We start from the raw sequence: 14,622 nt of genomic DNA, 5'->3' as shown, positions 1-14,622 counted from the left end.
GGCCGTTGACAGAAATCGATACCAAATTAGGTAAATGAATGCCCACCGGGGGACTTGAACCCCCACGACCGAAGCCACTGGTACCTAAAACCAGCGCGTCTACCAATTCCGCCAGATGGGCAAGCCACAACTTTAGGCAGCGACCCACAATGAACTCAGACATCCCTGTGTGCTGATGCTGGCCACTTTTGCTGGAGACGTCTGCCTGCTACTGGGCCTGGCAGTGCTGCTGCTGCCGTTGCTGGCCACGGAACTCAGTCGGCCAAGAGATGGTGCCTGGGGCGGAGTGGTGCTGCTGCTTGGCCTGGTGCTGGTCACCAGCAGCGATCGACTGCGCGGTGCCCCGATGCTCGCCGTCGTCTGTGGGGGCTTGCTGATCAGTCGCCTCACCGCGGAAGTGGCGCAATCCCGCTGGCAGCGCCTCAGCCCGGAAGAGCAACAACGTCTTCGTTCACGGGAACGCTGGTCCACCAGCGTTCAGCAGCTCGGAACCGCCTTCAACACCCTCATCAGCAACACCGGCCAAGCCATCGGCAGCCTGCGCTCTCCGGCGCCCGCCGCCGAGAAACCGGAGGGCAGCAGCCGCAGTGGCAAGCGCTGGGTTCGTCCGGAAGAATCCGAGCCTCAAGCAGCCTCTGACCATGACTCCAGCGGCAAGAGCGAAAGCCCAGTGAGCAACGTCATCACCACTTCGGCCAACGAGGACGGATAATTTCCTCTGCAGCTGCCCCAATGTGAGCAAGGAGACGCGCGACGCCACTGCCGAAGGACGCCCCTCCTACAAGGACACACTCAATCTGCTGCAGACGGGCTTCGGCATGCGTGCCAATGCCGTGAAGCGTGAGCCTGAACTGCAGGCCTTTTGGAAAGACCAGGGAATTGATGGCGAGCTGGGCCTCGACAACACCGGTCCAACCTTCACACTCCACGACGGCCCCCCCTACGCCAATGGCGCCCTGCACATGGGGCATGCCCTCAACAAGGTGTTGAAGGACGTCATCAACAAATATCAGGTGCTGAACGGGCGGCGGGTGCGTTACGTGCCGGGATGGGACTGCCATGGCCTGCCGATCGAACTCAAGGTGCTGCAGTCGATGGATCAGGAGCAGCGCAAGGCCCTGACACCCGTCAAGCTGCGCAAAAAGGCCGCCGCCTACGCCCGTAAACAGGTAGAAGGCCAGATGAAAGGCTTCCAGCGCTGGGGCATCTGGGCGGACTGGGAACAGCCCTATCTGACCCTGCAAAAGGAGTACGAATCCGCCCAGATCCGCGTGTTTGGCGAGATGGTGCTCAAGGGGCACATCTACAGGGGGCTCAAACCGGTGCACTGGAGCCCGAGCTCACGCACCGCCTTGGCTGAGGCGGAACTGGAATATCCCGACGGCCACACCAGCCCTAGCGTCTACGCGGCCTTCCCCGCAATGCAGCTGCCGGCAGCGTTGCGAGATGCACTCGAAGCGGAGGGCGTAGAGCTGCCCACCGAGACAGACGCCCTGGGCCAGGCCCTGCAAGTGGCGATCTGGACCACAACCCCCTGGACGTTGCCCGCCAACCTGGCGGTGTCGGTGAATGAACGGCTTGATTACGCCCTGGCCGACGACGGCAACGGTCGCCTGCTGCTGGTGGCAGCCGATCTGATCGAAACGCTGAGCAGCACCCTGGAACGACCGCTGAGCCGGCGCGCCACGGTCAAAGGCGCTCTGCTCGCCGGTCTGACCTACCGCCACCCGTTGCTGGATCGCACCAGTCCGGTGGTGATCGGCGGCGACTACATCACCACCGAATCGGGCACTGGGCTCGTGCACACCGCGCCGGGTCACGGCGTCGACGACTTCCACACCGGCCAGAAGAACGGCCTGCCGGTGCTCTGCCCCGTGGACGAAGCCGGCAATCTCACCGACGAAGCCGGGCCGTTCGCGGGCCTGAATGTGCTCAAAGACGCCAACCCCACAATCATTGAGGCACTGGCGTCCGCTGGGGCCCTGCTCAAGCAGGAGGCTTACAGCCACCGCTATCCCTACGACTGGCGCACCAAGAAACCCACGATCTTCCGAGCCACCGAACAGTGGTTTGCCTCCGTGGAAGGGTTCCGCCAACAGGCACTCGATGCAATCGCCGCAGTGGAGTGGACTCCTGCCACCGGGCGCAACCGCATCGAATCGATGGTCAAGGAGCGGGGCGACTGGTGCATCTCCCGGCAACGCACCTGGGGTGTGCCGATCCCCGTGTTTTATCACCGCAACAATGGCGATGTGCTGCTGAATGCCGACACCCTGGAGCACATCCAAGCGTTGATCACCGAACACGGTGCCGATGTCTGGTGGGAGAACGACGAAGCGGATCTGCTCCCGCCCGCCTATGCCGACCAGGCTGACCAGTGGCGCAAGGGCACAGACACCATGGATGTGTGGTTCGACTCCGGCTCAAGCTGGGCCGCTGTCGCCAGTCAGCGCGACAACCTGAGCTATCCCGCCGATCTGTACCTGGAGGGATCTGACCAGCACCGCGGTTGGTTCCAAAGTTCACTGCTCACCTCGGTCGCCGTCAATGGCCACGCCCCCTACAAGCGGGTGCTCACCCATGGCTTCGCCCTGGATGAGAAAGGCCGAAAGATGAGCAAATCCCTCGGCAATGTGGTCGACCCGATGGTGATCATCGAGGGGGGCAAGAACCAGAAACAGGAACCTCCTTACGGCGCCGATGTGCTGCGGCTGTGGGTGAGCTCGGTGGATTACTCCGCCGATGTGCCAATCGGAGCCGGAATCCTGCGCCAACTGGCCGATGTGTACCGCAAGGTGCGCAACACCAGCCGCTATCTGTTGGGCAACCTGCACGACTTCAATCCAGCGTCCGACGCCATCCCCGTAGCGGAACTGCCGTTGCTCGACCGCTGGATGCTGCAGCGCACAGCCGAGGTGATGGATGAGATCACTGAAGCCTTCGAAAGCTTCGAATTCTTCCGCTTCTTCCAGTTGCTGCAGAACTTCTGCGTCACTGATCTGTCGAACTTCTACCTCGACATCGCCAAGGACCGGCTGTATGTGAGCGCCCCGGCCGACCGGCGCCGGCGCAGCTGTCAAACCGTGATGGCCCTGATCATTGAACGCTTGGCCGGGCTGATCGCACCGGTGTTATGTCACATGGCCGAGGACATCTGGCAGAACCTGCCTTACCAAGTGAAGGAAACCTCCGTCTTCCACCGCGGCTGGCCCACAGTGCCATCCGATTGGCGCAATACCGAGCTCAGCGCTCCGATTCAGCAACTGCGTGAGTTGCGCGCCGCCGTCAACAAAGTGCTGGAAGACTGCCGCGGCCGTCAGGAGCTCGGCGCATCACTGGAAGCCTCGGTTCGCTTGGAAGCCCGCAGTCCTGAGCTGCAAACCGCCCTCACTTGGCTCAGCGAAAACGGCGATCCAGAAGTGGATGGCCTGCGGGACTGGCTACTGGTCTCGCAACTGCAAATCGGTGGCGAACCCTGGGCCGAGCTGCTGGCCAGCCAGGACGACGAACTTGCTGTGATCGAAGTGAGCCGCGCACGCGGCAGCAAGTGCGAGCGTTGCTGGCACTACGAAGGCGATGTGGGTCGGCATGCCGATCATCCCCACATTTGTGGTCGCTGCGTTGGCGTGCTGGAGCGCCGGACTCACCAGCTGGTCTGAGCCAGCAATTCACCTGGAGAGATCGGCCCGGAAAGGACAATCTCTGCTTCCGGGTTGAGCGGACCCTGGAGCAGCTCGGCGCTCTGCAAGTGGATGCCATCCGGCAACACGGTGGCATCTGGATCAAAGGCCGTTGGATGGGTCGTGCTGCTGCTGAAGCCACGGAAAATCAGCAACTCAAAGGGCTCGGTGCCAACCGCTCCATGCAGACGGACCACCCGATCGGGCTGGAGCCGGGTGCGTTCTTCCAGCTTCTGCACCAAGACCAATGGCTCCATCTCAAAAATCGCCGGCCACCCGACCCTGACGGGGAAGGCGGACCAACGCCCACTGCAGCAATCCCACGGCGTAAGCCACCAATGCCACGTAGCCGATGAAGGCGGCCACGGCCATGGTCCATTCACCGCCAAAAACAAAATCAAACACCCGTTCCACAACACGATGCAGTCCCTGCGGCGCTTCCAACCAGATCCGGCAACTTTGCGCCTCCAGCTGGCGCATGCATCCGAGAGCTGAAGCCGACATCACCGCCGCGAACACTGCAAAAAAGGTGAGTGCCCAGCGCCAGATCCGAACGGTCATGGGCAGTGCCCGACCGGGAGGGCTATCGGCCAGTTCCTCGTTGAGATCAACCCAGAACCAGAGCGAGGCCGCCATCAGCAAAGGCGCGAGGAACGCCGTGACATAACCGATGGGCCTCTGATCCGTGAGCAGCAGAACACTGATGGCCAGCAGGCTGGCCACCTTCCAATAAATGCCGAGCAGCCGCATCAAAGCCGGTTCCCGTTTCATGCCTGACCAGATCAGCAGCACCAAAGGCAACCCGAGAGCGATGGCAGCTCCCAAGCGATAAGTCAGCCACACCAGGGTGCGAGTCGTGAGGTCGGGCACCGGCCAGGGTCGATGGAAGGCTCATTATCACGGTCCTCCGTCAGGTTCACAGGATTGGTAGGGTCCAGTTCATGGTTCCGCTCAATCCCCTCGACTGGTTCAGGAGCCGCGGGCAAGAGGCGCGCTGCCGCCATGCGCTCTCCAGCAAGTCGTCGATGGAAGAGGCGGCGCGCGAGGTGATCGGCGGCCTTGGTTTCGGTGAATCTGACTTGGCACTGGTGTTTGTATCCAGCCATTTCGCCAGCGATCTGACTCGCCTGCTGCCGCTCTTGCAGAGACGCCTGAAGGCCAAGCACTGGGTTGGATGCCTCGGCGGCGGCGTGGTGGGCACGACCAGCGCGGGTCAGGCCCATGAACTGGAGCGCTCAGCGGCCCTTAGCGTCAGCCTGCTCAATCTTCCTGGTGCTGAACTCACCAGTTTCCGCCTCGACAGCACCGAGCTCCCAGATCTCGACGGAGCTGCCAAACACTGGCAGGACTGGGTAGGCGTTGAACCATCGCGAAGCCGCTCCTTGCTGCTGCTGATGGACCCAAGCTGCAACAACATCAATGATCTGGTGAGCGGTTTGGATTACGCCTATCCAGGTCTCGCCAAAGTCGGCGGCATCGCAGTGCCCCACAACGCCGCCCACGGCTCGCTGCTCCTGGGCGATCAAGTGGTCAGTGGCGCAGTGGGACTGAGCATTGGCGGCAGCTGGCGTCTCGATCCGGTGGTGGCGCAGGGGTGCCGCCCAATCGGCCCCGTATTTGCCATCGAGCAAGCCCAGAGAAATGTGTTGCTCGAACTCAGTGATGGTGATCGCCGCGCCAGCCCCGTGGCTTGCTTACAACGAGTGCTGGCCGACCTGAGCGATGCAGACCGCGAACTCGTGCAGCATTCACTGTTCCTCGGTGTGGAACGGCAGGAGCTCAACGCAGGTGCTGCGCTCGCGGGGCTCCAATCCCGCGCGCGTTCCATTAAGCAGCCTGAGCGCGCATTCCTGGTGCGCAACCTGATCGGCGTGGATCCCCGCAATGGGGCCGTCGCCGTGGCAGATCGAGTGCGCGCGGGTCAGAACGTGCAGTTCCAACTGCGTGAAGCCCAGGCCTCCCGGCAGGAAGCCCGACAGCTGCTGGCCGACAGTCGAGATCGTGATCCGGCTTCCGCACCCTTCATGGGCATACTGTTCGCCTGCTTGGGACGTGGAAGCGGCCTATTCGGCGGCCCAGACGGCGACATCAGCATCGCCCGCGACGTCTTTCCCGACCTACCCGTCACCGGCAGCTTCTGCAACGGCGAGCTCGGCCCGCTTGGCGGCGCCACTCATCTGCACGGCTACACCGCCTGCTGGGGCCTGTTGCGACGCGATCCCCTTGAAAGCGACAGCCAGTCCTGATGCGTCAGCACGTCAATCCTCTGAGCCGCTTCTTCCAGCTGCCCCTGGAGCTGCCAAGACCCGACCAGTTGTTCGATGACCCCAAGCGACCCCTTCACCTGGATATCGGCTGCGCGCGCGGCCTTTGCCTGCTGGAACTGTCGGCCCTAAGGCCCGACTGGAATCATCTCGGTGTGGAGATCCGACGTCCTTTGGTGTTGGCGGCACAGCGCGATCGTGATCGGCTTGAACGCCACAACCTGCATTACCTGTTCTGCAACGCAAACATCAGTGTTGAGGGCTGGCTGGCTGCTCTTCCCGAGGATCAACTGCGACTCGTGAGCATTCAGTTCCCTGATCCCTGGTTCAAACGACGCCATCGCAAGCGCCGGGTGATGCAACCGTCGCTGCTGCGAGCCATCGCCACAGCCCTCACCCCTGGACGGGAGCTGTTCCTGCAGAGCGATGTGCTTGAAGTCATCGAACCGATGGTGGCGCTCACAGAACTGAGCGACTGCTTTGAACGCCCAGACGAAGACGCCCGTCCCTGGCGGGCAGAGAATCCACTGCCCGTGCCAACCGAGCGCGAGCGCTACGTGCAGGAGCAGGGCCTGCCGGCCTATCGCGTTTTGTACAGACGCAACAATCGGTCGGTGCCGGAGCTAGGAGCCCTGGAGGAGGCTTGGCAACGGGTCGATAATCCCGCTGAAACCGCTCTCATCTCCTGATGCCTGAGGCTTCGGCCCCGACTCCATGGTTGCTGCGCTGGCAGGGGCTTTTGGGGGGATCGTCCGCGCAGCAGCACCGCCTGAGCACGCTTGCTGGCCTGGTGCTGATCTTGCTGCTGGGATTTCTGCCGGTGCTCACCCGAGCTGGGCTCGGACTGATTGTTCTCGCCTGCGGAGCCCTGTGGGTGCTGTGGTCACTGACGCGGGCACCAGGACGGATCGGTCCGATCAGCGGCTGGGTGCTGCTGTTTCTTGCCGTTGCGGTGCTGGCCACGGGCGTCTCCCCCGTTCCGGTTGCCGCAGCCAAGGGTCTCGTGAAACTGATCAGCTATCTGGGTGTCTACGCCCTGATGCGGCAGCTGCTGGCTGAAGCCCCGCAGTGGTGGGATCGCCTGGTGGCAGCCCTGCTGGGCGGGTCTCTGCTGAGCAGCGTGCTGGCCTTGCGTCAGCTCTACGGCCCCACGGAAGAACTGGCGCGCTGGGCGGATCCCAATTCCGTAGCGGAGGGCACGATCCGCATCTATGGCCCTCTGGGCAATCCCAATCTGCTGGCTGGATACCTGGTGCCGATCCTGCCGATTGCGATGGTGGCAATGCTCCGGTGGCACGGCTGGGGATCCAAGCTCTATGCCGCCGCTGCATTGGTGCTTGGCACTGCATCAACCCTCTTCAGTTACAGCCGTGGCGGCTGGCTGGGAATGCTGGCAGCCCTCGGCGTGCTGATGCTGCTTCTGGTGCTGCGGAAGATCCGCCACTGGCCGCTCCTCTGGCGACGCCTACTGCCACTCGCCCTACTCGTGCTGGCGGGTGTGGCGATCGCCTTCGCCGCCACGCAAGTGGAGCCCATCCGAACCCGCGTGGCCAGCCTTTTGGCAGGACGCGGTGACAGCTCCAACAACTTCCGCATCAACGTCTGGCTGGCGGCGATCGACATGATCCAGGACCGCCCCTGGCTGGGCATCGGGCCTGGCAACGCCGCCTTCAACAGCATCTATCCGCTGTATCAGCAACCGAAATTCAACGCACTCAGCGCCTACTCCTTACCCCTGGAAATCCTCGTGGAAACTGGCATTCCAGGCCTACTGGCCTGCGTCGGTCTGGCCATCGCCAGCTTGCGTCGCGGTGTGCGGGCGCTCAGCACCGACAGTGATCTGGCGCTGCCCTGTTTGGGCTGCCTGGCGGCGATCGCCGGCCTGATGATGCAAGGTGCTGCAGACACGATCTTTTTTCGACCGGAAGTGCAGATCAGCGGGTGGTTCTGCCTGGCCACCCTCAGTCTGATGACCCGCACGCCGTGAACCAAGAGCCGTTCCTACTGGCTGGCTTCGATGCCGGACAAACCACATGCCGCTGTCGGCTGAGTCGCTGGGACGGCGAGCATTTGCAGGTGGTGGGCGAGGGACGTGGCAGCGGCGTGTCTCATCTGGATGCCCCTGATGGTGAAGAACGCTTCCGGCGTGCCGTTGGCACCAGCTTGGCGTCTGCCCTGGAACAAAGCAGAGCTAAATCCCAAGAACAATCTCTCGGCAGGGAGCATCTGTCTGCAGCCGCGATCGGGGCCAGCGGTATCGAAGCCGACACGGATTTGCAGACACGCGGCGTTGCCTTGCTCGCCAGTGCCTTGGCACTCCCTGAGCACCGTTGCCTGGCCACCGGCGATGAACGCACAGCGTTGCGTGGGGCCTTCCCAGATCGCGCCGGCATCGTAATAATCAGCGGCACCGGAATGATTGTGGTGGGCCGCGATGCCACCGGGCGAGAACATCGCTGTGGGGGCTGGGGCTGGCGACTGGATGGCGCTGGATCCGCCTTCGACATCGGGCATCAAGCCCTGCAACTGAGCGTGCGCATGGCCGATGGCCGGGTTCCTGACGGGCCCTTGCGCCACAAGCTTTGGACTGCGCTTGAGTGCTGCACTGCTGCCGAGCTCAAAGCGCGTGTGGTGCGCGAAAGCCACGCTGTTGCCGACGAAGCCAAACTTGCAAGCCTGGTGACTGACGCCGCCGTGAGTGGAGACCCGGCCGCCCGCATGATCCTGCAACGCTCCGCCACAGCGTTAGCCGAAGCAGCCGTGGCCACCGCGCACGCTTTGGATCTCCAGGCCCCCTGTCTGGAGGCCCGAGGCGGAGCCCTGGAGCACATGCCACTGTTCCGCCAACTGGTGGAAACATCGCTGCGCGAACAGCTCCCCGACTGTCATTGGCAGGCCACTGGCGGTGATGCCTGCCATGGCGCTTTGGTCTTCGCCTTAGACCGTTCCGGCCTCAGGCCGCGTTGAGGTGCTGATCGGCAGCCTCGGCAAGCCGTGATGTCCAGCGGTCCACCACCGTGGCATCCGCCGCTTCCACCATCACCCGCAACAACGGCTCTGTGCCACTGGCACGCACGAGCACCCGGCCCTCGTCAGCCATCGCCTGCTCGGCTTTCTCCACCAACTCGCGCAACGGCTCGCAATCGGTCCAGCCCTTGCGTCGCGCCAGATCGGGCACGCGAACATTCACCAGCTTCTGCGGATAGGCCTGAAAGCTGCGGTCCAACCAATCGGCGAGAGAGATCTGCTGGGAATGGCAGAGGGTGGCGAGCTGGAGCGCTGTCAGCACTCCATCCCCGGCGAGGCCATGGGCAGACGACAGGATGTGGCCCGATTGCTCACCGCCCAGTGCAGCACCACTACTCACCATCGCGGCGTGCACGTGCTGGTCGCCCACGGGTGTGCGCTCCAGCTGCCCGCCCCGTGCCTGCCAAGCCCGTTCAAACCCCAGGTTGGACATCACCGTGGCCACCAGACGGTGATCCGGGAGCGCGTGATTCTCCTGAAGCGCTGATCCCCAGAGGTAAAGAACGTGATCGCCATCGACGATGCGGCCACGCCCATCCACCGCGAGCATGCGATCGGCATCGCCATCAAACGCGAAGCCCATGGAGGCCCCTCGCTCGACCACCGCACGACGCAGCGGCTCGAGATGGGTGGACCCGCAGCCCACATTGATGCGCTTTCCATCGGCAGCACCATGGAGCACGGTGAGGTCAGCACCAAGAGCGCGGAACACCTCAGCACCACAGGCTGTCGCGGAGCCCCAGCAAAGATCGAGAACGATGGGGACACCCGCCAGACTCTGATGCTGAACGCTGCTCAGAAGACTGTCGCGGTAATGCTCCAGAAGCTCTGAGCGATGGAGGGCAGCACCGCAGGCACCCAGCGGAGGAACGGTCTCCACTTCACCCTTCAGACCGGATTCAATCCGGCATTGCAGATCAGTGCCAAGCTTGCTCCCGTCAGCACCGAACACCTTGATGCCGTTGTCTTCCGGGGGGTTATGGCTTGCAGAAACCATCAGACCACCTGCAGCTTGAAGGTGACGAATCAGCCCAGGAACGGCAGGCGTCGGGCACAGCCCGAGGGTCCACACGTCCCGTCCCGCTGATGTGAGGCCTGCAGTCAGTGCAGCCACCACCATGGATCCGCTGCAACGCGAATCCATCCCGATCAGCACAGGACCATCAGCCGGCAGCACACGGCCACACCAGAAGCCCACCTGCAAAGCGAGGGCTGGCGTGATGGCATCGCCGACCCGACCACGCAGGCCATCCGTTCCGAAACTGATCTGAGGCGACGGAAGGGAACCGAGCGGATGGGCAGCAGAGGAGGCCATGAGGTCTCATTTGTGGACAGAACCTTAAGAGCCCTGAGACACCGGTCCGTTCGATCGGTGCCAGGCCCTCAGCTGCACGATGGTGATCAGCGCCAACGCCTTGGAATCAGCATCAGAGCAGTCAATTCGAGCAGGGCCCAGGCAACGACCAGCAACAGCAACCAGCCAGGCAGCCATAGCAGGGGCCAGAGCCACCGAAAGCCCCAAAGCAGCAGAGCCAGCCCACAGATCACGACACAACGCACTTGCTGATGCTGGACCGGTCGAGGCCTCCGTCGCTGCGCAACCATCCAGATCAGCCTCGCTGGCCACAGAATGCCAGCAGTACAGAGCCTTGGCTTGGGCGCTCGACTCACCCGCATCCGCGGCCTGCTGCTGCTCGGGGGCACCTCCCTGTCTGCCGTGCTGGCAATCACAGGGGGCCGACAACTGCTGCGCCAGGAGTTTCAGATCACACCCCAGCTGAGCAGCGCTGAACTCTGGCAGCACTACCGCTGGTCTGGCGACCCCCAGCAACGACGGGAAGCAGCCCTCCTGCTCGCCAGCCGCAGCAGCGCGTCCCCCGACCGTCGATGGCGTCTCCTGGGCGGCCAGGGATGGGGACCTGATCCACTCGCAGCTGTCGCGCTGAAACAGCAAGCGCTGACGGCGCGTGCGCTGGGGTTGGAGGAGCAGGAGCAGGAGCTCTGGCTGGCGCTGCTGCAACGCTTTCCGGCCACGGCAGCCAGTGCTGATGCCAGATATCACCTCGGCCAAGACCATGCCGAACTGCACCGTGAGCTGCTGCGCCAACAACCCCGTCATGCCGCGGCCCTGGCCGCTGCAGCGGAATTGCCGAAAGATGCCGATCAGCAGCGCATTCTCACAAGCGCCCTGCACCTCGCCCGCTGGGGTCCCCAATGGCCAGGGGCGCAATCCTTACTGCGTGAGGCCTGCGGGGCGATCACCGGCCAAGGTATGACGCAACAAGAGCGCCTTCAACTGGCCGGCGCTCTGGCGGAACTCGGTGATAGCAATGCTGCGGAGCTCTGCCTGCAGGGCACCCCCCTTGCTCCTGAGCAAGCCCTCACGATTGGGCGCAGCCTGCTGCGGGGCAATCGTCAACAGCAAGGCCGCGGGGAGGGAATCCTGCTGGAACTCGCTCACGACCATCCAGACAGCCCGGAAGCCCTAGCTGCCGCCGCACTCTTGAGCGAGCCGCTGCGTCCCGACCCCGTTTTGCTGGATGCGCTGCCCAAGTTCGTGCAAACGGCCTCCGTGGATGTGGCCGCAGCGCGGGTCCGCCTGGCCGGCGGCGAAGGTGGATTGGAAGTGCTGCAACGCTGGCCCGACGATCCAAGTGGCTGGCAACTGCAGTGGGATCTGGCGCGTGAGGCCTTACTCGCAGGCCGATGGGATGAAGCAGACACGTGGCTCGGCGCCATCCCCGAGGAGCAATTGCCCGACCCCCTGAGGGCCCGCCAGCAATTCTGGCGAGGCTTCAGCGCCTTCAAACGCGGCAATGACGACGACGCCCAGCAGATCTGGCAAACATTGGTCACCACGCAACCACCCGGGTACTACACCTGGAGGGCCAGTGCACGGCTGGAGGGCACCGACCTTCCGGAGCTATCTGGCAAACAGGCCACCAACGGGCTGGAGGCGGATGGCACGACAGCGGATCGCACCCAACCCTGGACGGCACTAGACAGCGGGGATCCCTTGGTCGATCAGCTGTGGCGCTTGGGTTGGAACCGCGAAGCCTTGGAAACTTGGCAAAGCCGCGACCCTGCGGGCGATCCATCCCCACAGAACCTCCTGGTGGAAGGTCGGCTGCTGATGAGCGTGAACGACTATTGGAACGGCCTTAGTCGGCTTTGGAAATCCAGCTTGCGCCTGGTGGATCCCGACTGCCCAACCCGTTTCCTCCTGCACAACAGCCAACATCCCAAACCGCTGCTGACGCAGTTCCAGGACGCAGCCCAACAGGAGCAGGTCAACCTTGATCTACTCCTGGCGATCGCTCGCCAGGAATCACGCTTCTCGCCAGCCGTGGTCTCCCCCGTCGGCGCCCAGGGGCTGCTGCAGCTGATGCCCTCAACGGCCGCTGAAATGGCAGGAAAGGAGCTCAGCACCGAGCAACTGCGCCAGCCGGATCTCAATGCTGTGCTGGGCGCCCGCTACCTGGCGTTCCTACTGCAGAAATGGGATGGCAACCCGTGGCTGGTCGCCGCCAGCTACAACGCTGGCCCTGGTGCTGCAGGGTCATGGGTAAGCCCGGAACTGGAGGAAGACCCTGAGCTTTGGACCGAGCGCATCCCCTATCCGGAGACACGTCTGTACACCAAGAAAGTGCTTGGCAATCTCTGGGCCTATCACCAGCTGACGTCAAGCGGCGATCGCTGCACTGAGTGAGGTGTCGGGATTGGGTAGGCCATGACCGACCCAGATACCCGTGACCACAACCACTGCCAACCAGAAGGCCAACAGCTGCGGAGGAGGAACCACCTTGATGCGACTCAGGTCAAGTCGGGCCAACAAGGTGGCGGACGCCAGGATGAGCACATCCGACAACAGGCTGAGGCTCAACACATAAAGCCCCACCGTGATCACCAGGGTCAGCGTGACCACAAGGCTGAGCACCCGACTTGAGGCCATCAGCAGCGAGAGCTGGCGCAGCAGCAGATCGGGCATCGTGCAGATGATCACAACCACCAGGGCCTGAATCAGCTCAATGGCCCAGAACGCATTCACCGAAATGGAGTGCGCCTCCGCCAGCCAAGTTTCCTGAATGGCCCAGTGATGCCCGAGAAACAGCGACACACCGAACAACACGAGCAGCAAGGGCGCCCGTAACGGCAGCAACAAAAATCGCAGAACGGACATCAGCTTGATGGCGGACTGGCGGCGGACTCATGCCGTAATTCGGCTTCGTCTTCTGCGCTAAGACGCTAGCAACAGCAAGCGGTTTGTCCTGTCAGAGTGGGAATCCTGATGTCAGTCGACCATGACCGACAGCTCTCCAAACGCTGGACTTTCCCCTCTGCAGAAGGGGCTGTTGCTGGTGGCAGCCATCGCCTTGGCCGTGAGTCTCTTCCTGCTTCGCAATGGTGGAAGCCTGGAATCACCGTTGGATCAATTGGCGCGTCGATCCCTGCCTCCAGAAGTAGCGCTCAGCAATGGTCGCCCCACCGTGCTGGAGTTTTACGCCGATTGGTGTGAGGTTTGCCGCGAGATGGCACCAGCCATGCTCGCGATGGAACAGCAGCACGGCTCAGCACTGGATGTGGTGTTGGTCAACATCGATAACCCTCGCTGGCTGGATCTGACCGACCGCTACGACGTCACCGGGATTCCCCAGCTGAATCTGTTTGCTGCCGATGGCAGCATGCGGGGACGGTCACTCGGCGGCCGCAAGGCTGATGAGCTGAATGCCATCGCAAGCGCACTGCTCGACGACGCCCCTTTGCCTGTGATCGCAGGGATCGGGAGCACCAGTCCCGTGCCGGAAGCCGCCGCGTTTGATGCCACCGGACCACGAAGCCATGCATAGAGTCCGCCTGTTGCCATTCGATGCGGCCATGATCAGCCGACATCCCGTCCCCTCGACCTGACCGCTGCCATGGACTCCCGCTTCAGGGTTGACCTGATCTCCGCCACACCCAACCCCCAGCAGTGTGTCTACGCAGGCATGCATCAGGACTACAGCGAAGGATTCGTCGCCGGTGACCGGGAGGAATGGCCAGACGAGACCCGGGCTGGCGAAATCTGCGTGAAACGTCTCCTGGCTGGTGAACGTGGGCACTATGGCCCTTTGGAACACGCCCAGATCGTGCTGAATGTGGGTTGGTTCCCTCACTCCGTGATGCAGCAGGCACGCACGCACCGCGTGGGAGTGAGCTTTGATGTGCAGTCGATGCGGTACACAGGCGAACGCATCTGCCGTGCCGCTGACGGGGAGCTGGACCTAGAGGAGGTGTTCTACTTGCGCCCCGTTGGGGACTACAGCGATCGCCAGGGGAAGAAGTACACCTACAGCGACACCCTCAGAGACAACGACCTGACACTGTGCCGGCAGGCCGCGGAGCGCTACCGGGACCTGCTGCGTTCAGGATTTGCCGAAGAGCACGCCCGCGGCATCTTGCCGTTCGACTACCGGCAGCACTTTGTGGTGAGTTTCAGCCTTCGAGCCTTTCTCCACTTCATGGATCTCAGGGCAAAACTCGACGCCCAGCAGGAGATCCGCGAACTCTGTGATCTGATGTGGCCGCATCTGCAGCAGTGGGCTCCAGAATTTGCCGCTTGGTATGAAAAAACCAGGCTTCACAGGGCAAGGCTGGCGCCCTGAGATTTCAGA

At 63.0% G+C, this 14,622-nt stretch carries 14 protein-coding genes and 1 tRNA gene; 9 read left to right on the top strand and 6 right to left on the bottom strand.

All coding sequences use genetic code 11. The features are described from left to right. Positions 1–39: 39 nt before the first annotated feature. Positions 40–121, bottom strand: a tRNA-Leu gene (locus SynA1560_RS01750). 54 nt (positions 122–175) lie between these two features. Here SynA1560_RS01750 and SynA1560_RS13725 point away from each other — a divergent pair. Next, complete coding sequence (locus SynA1560_RS13725) at positions 176–712, top strand: hypothetical protein (RefSeq protein ID WP_255477020.1); 537 nt, start codon at positions 176–178, stop codon at positions 710–712. Positions 713–734: 22 nt separating this feature from the next. Next, positions 735–3,659 (top strand): isoleucine--tRNA ligase, encoded by a 2,925-nt coding sequence (gene ileS, locus SynA1560_RS01740; RefSeq protein WP_186501043.1) that lies wholly within the window; start codon positions 735–737, stop codon positions 3,657–3,659. Here the strand turns inward: ileS and SynA1560_RS01735 are convergent. Together SynA1560_RS01735 and SynA1560_RS01730 are read right to left on the bottom strand one after the other, a co-directional pair. Beyond that, complete coding sequence (locus SynA1560_RS01735) at positions 3,644–3,937, bottom strand: hypothetical protein (RefSeq protein ID WP_186501042.1); 294 nt, start codon at positions 3,935–3,937, stop codon at positions 3,644–3,646. The genes ileS and SynA1560_RS01735 overlap by 16 nt on opposite strands. 1 nt (position 3,938) lies before the next feature. Next, positions 3,939–4,550, bottom strand: a complete 612-nt coding sequence (locus SynA1560_RS01730; protein WP_186501041.1) for a DUF3177 family protein — start codon at positions 4,548–4,550, stop codon at positions 3,939–3,941. 71 nt (positions 4,551–4,621) lie between these two features. Here SynA1560_RS01730 and SynA1560_RS01725 point away from each other — a divergent pair, with 71 nt between their 5' ends. From SynA1560_RS01725 to SynA1560_RS01710, 4 genes are read left to right on the top strand one after another with little or no spacing between them, the layout of a single operon-like run. After that, positions 4,622–5,926 carry an FIST N-terminal domain-containing protein gene (locus SynA1560_RS01725; RefSeq protein WP_186501040.1) on the top strand — a complete coding sequence of 435 codons (1,305 nt, stop codon included), beginning with the start codon at positions 4,622–4,624 and terminating at the stop codon, positions 5,924–5,926. Continuing rightward, entirely contained in the window at positions 5,926–6,633 is a 708-nt protein-coding gene (gene trmB, locus SynA1560_RS01720; protein ID WP_186501039.1) for a tRNA (guanosine(46)-N7)-methyltransferase TrmB, read from the top strand. The genes SynA1560_RS01725 and trmB overlap by 1 nt, the downstream gene beginning before the upstream one ends. Next, the gene (locus SynA1560_RS01715) at positions 6,633–7,931 is read left to right on the top strand and encodes an IctB family putative bicarbonate transporter (protein ID WP_186501038.1); all 1,299 of its coding nucleotides are present in this window, start codon (positions 6,633–6,635) and stop codon (positions 7,929–7,931) included. The genes trmB and SynA1560_RS01715 overlap by 1 nt, the downstream gene beginning before the upstream one ends. Further along, entirely contained in the window at positions 7,928–8,911 is a 984-nt protein-coding gene (locus tag SynA1560_RS01710) for an N-acetylglucosamine kinase (protein WP_186501037.1), read from the top strand. Before SynA1560_RS01715 ends, SynA1560_RS01710 begins: the two co-directional genes overlap by 4 nt. Here the strand turns inward: SynA1560_RS01710 and glmM are convergent. Together glmM and SynA1560_RS01700 are read right to left on the bottom strand one after the other, a co-directional pair. Beyond that, the gene (glmM, locus tag SynA1560_RS01705; RefSeq protein WP_186501036.1) at positions 8,898–10,286 is read right to left on the bottom strand and encodes a phosphoglucosamine mutase; all 1,389 of its coding nucleotides are present in this window, start codon (positions 10,284–10,286) and stop codon (positions 8,898–8,900) included. The genes SynA1560_RS01710 and glmM overlap by 14 nt on opposite strands. 86 nt (positions 10,287–10,372) lie before the next feature. Further along, on the bottom strand, positions 10,373–10,576 hold the full coding sequence (locus SynA1560_RS01700) for a hypothetical protein (RefSeq protein WP_186501035.1): 204 nt from the start codon (positions 10,574–10,576) through the stop codon (positions 10,373–10,375). Positions 10,577–10,625: 49 nt separating this feature from the next. On the opposite strand from SynA1560_RS01700, the gene SynA1560_RS01695 reads away from it, so the two are divergent. Next, positions 10,626–12,680, top strand: coding sequence for a transglycosylase SLT domain-containing protein (locus SynA1560_RS01695; RefSeq protein ID WP_370523174.1), 2,055 nt, complete (start codon positions 10,626–10,628; stop codon positions 12,678–12,680). Here SynA1560_RS01695 and SynA1560_RS01690 read toward each other — a convergent pair. Beyond that, a complete protein-coding gene (locus SynA1560_RS01690) occupies positions 12,654–13,151 on the bottom strand; it encodes a hypothetical protein (RefSeq protein ID WP_186469997.1) in 498 nt (165 codons plus the stop codon). The two genes, SynA1560_RS01695 and SynA1560_RS01690, sit on opposite strands and share 27 nt — an antisense overlap. Positions 13,152–13,272: 121 nt before the next feature. On the opposite strand from SynA1560_RS01690, the gene SynA1560_RS01685 reads away from it, so the two are divergent. Together SynA1560_RS01685 and thyX are read left to right on the top strand one after the other, a co-directional pair. Then, positions 13,273–13,818, top strand: a complete 546-nt coding sequence (locus tag SynA1560_RS01685; protein WP_186501033.1) for a thioredoxin domain-containing protein — start codon at positions 13,273–13,275, stop codon at positions 13,816–13,818. Between the two features lie 69 nt (positions 13,819–13,887). Further along, complete coding sequence (gene thyX, locus SynA1560_RS01680; protein WP_186469995.1) at positions 13,888–14,613, top strand: FAD-dependent thymidylate synthase; 726 nt, start codon at positions 13,888–13,890, stop codon at positions 14,611–14,613. Positions 14,614–14,622: the final 9 nt, after the last annotated feature.

Source organism: Synechococcus sp. A15-60, from assembly GCF_014280095.1.
In the GTDB taxonomy this organism is placed as follows: Bacteria; Cyanobacteriota; Cyanobacteriia; order PCC-6307; family Cyanobiaceae; genus Synechococcus_C.
The sequence above is the reverse complement of the archived record's forward strand: the minus strand, read 5'-3'. Positions and strand labels throughout refer to the sequence as shown.

Coding starts and splice junctions, on each gene's coding strand:
- SynA1560_RS13725 (WP_255477020.1), top strand. CDS start 176: ATGCTGGCCACTTTTGCTGGAGACGTCTGCCTGCTACTGGGCCTGGCA.
- SynA1560_RS01735 (WP_186501042.1), bottom strand. CDS start 3,937: ATGGAGCCATTGGTCTTGGTGCAGAAGCTGGAAGAACGCACCCGGCTC.
- SynA1560_RS01725 (WP_186501040.1), top strand. CDS start 4,622: ATGGTTCCGCTCAATCCCCTCGACTGGTTCAGGAGCCGCGGGCAAGAG.
- trmB (WP_186501039.1), top strand. CDS start 5,926: ATGCGTCAGCACGTCAATCCTCTGAGCCGCTTCTTCCAGCTGCCCCTG.
- SynA1560_RS01715 (WP_186501038.1), top strand. CDS start 6,633: ATGCCTGAGGCTTCGGCCCCGACTCCATGGTTGCTGCGCTGGCAGGGG.
- glmM (WP_186501036.1), bottom strand. CDS start 10,286: ATGGCCTCCTCTGCTGCCCATCCGCTCGGTTCCCTTCCGTCGCCTCAG.
- SynA1560_RS01700 (WP_186501035.1), bottom strand. CDS start 10,576: ATGGTTGCGCAGCGACGGAGGCCTCGACCGGTCCAGCATCAGCAAGTG.
- SynA1560_RS01690 (WP_186469997.1), bottom strand. CDS start 13,151: ATGTCCGTTCTGCGATTTTTGTTGCTGCCGTTACGGGCGCCCTTGCTG.
- SynA1560_RS01685 (WP_186501033.1), top strand. CDS start 13,273: ATGACCGACAGCTCTCCAAACGCTGGACTTTCCCCTCTGCAGAAGGGG.
- thyX (WP_186469995.1), top strand. CDS start 13,888: ATGGACTCCCGCTTCAGGGTTGACCTGATCTCCGCCACACCCAACCCC.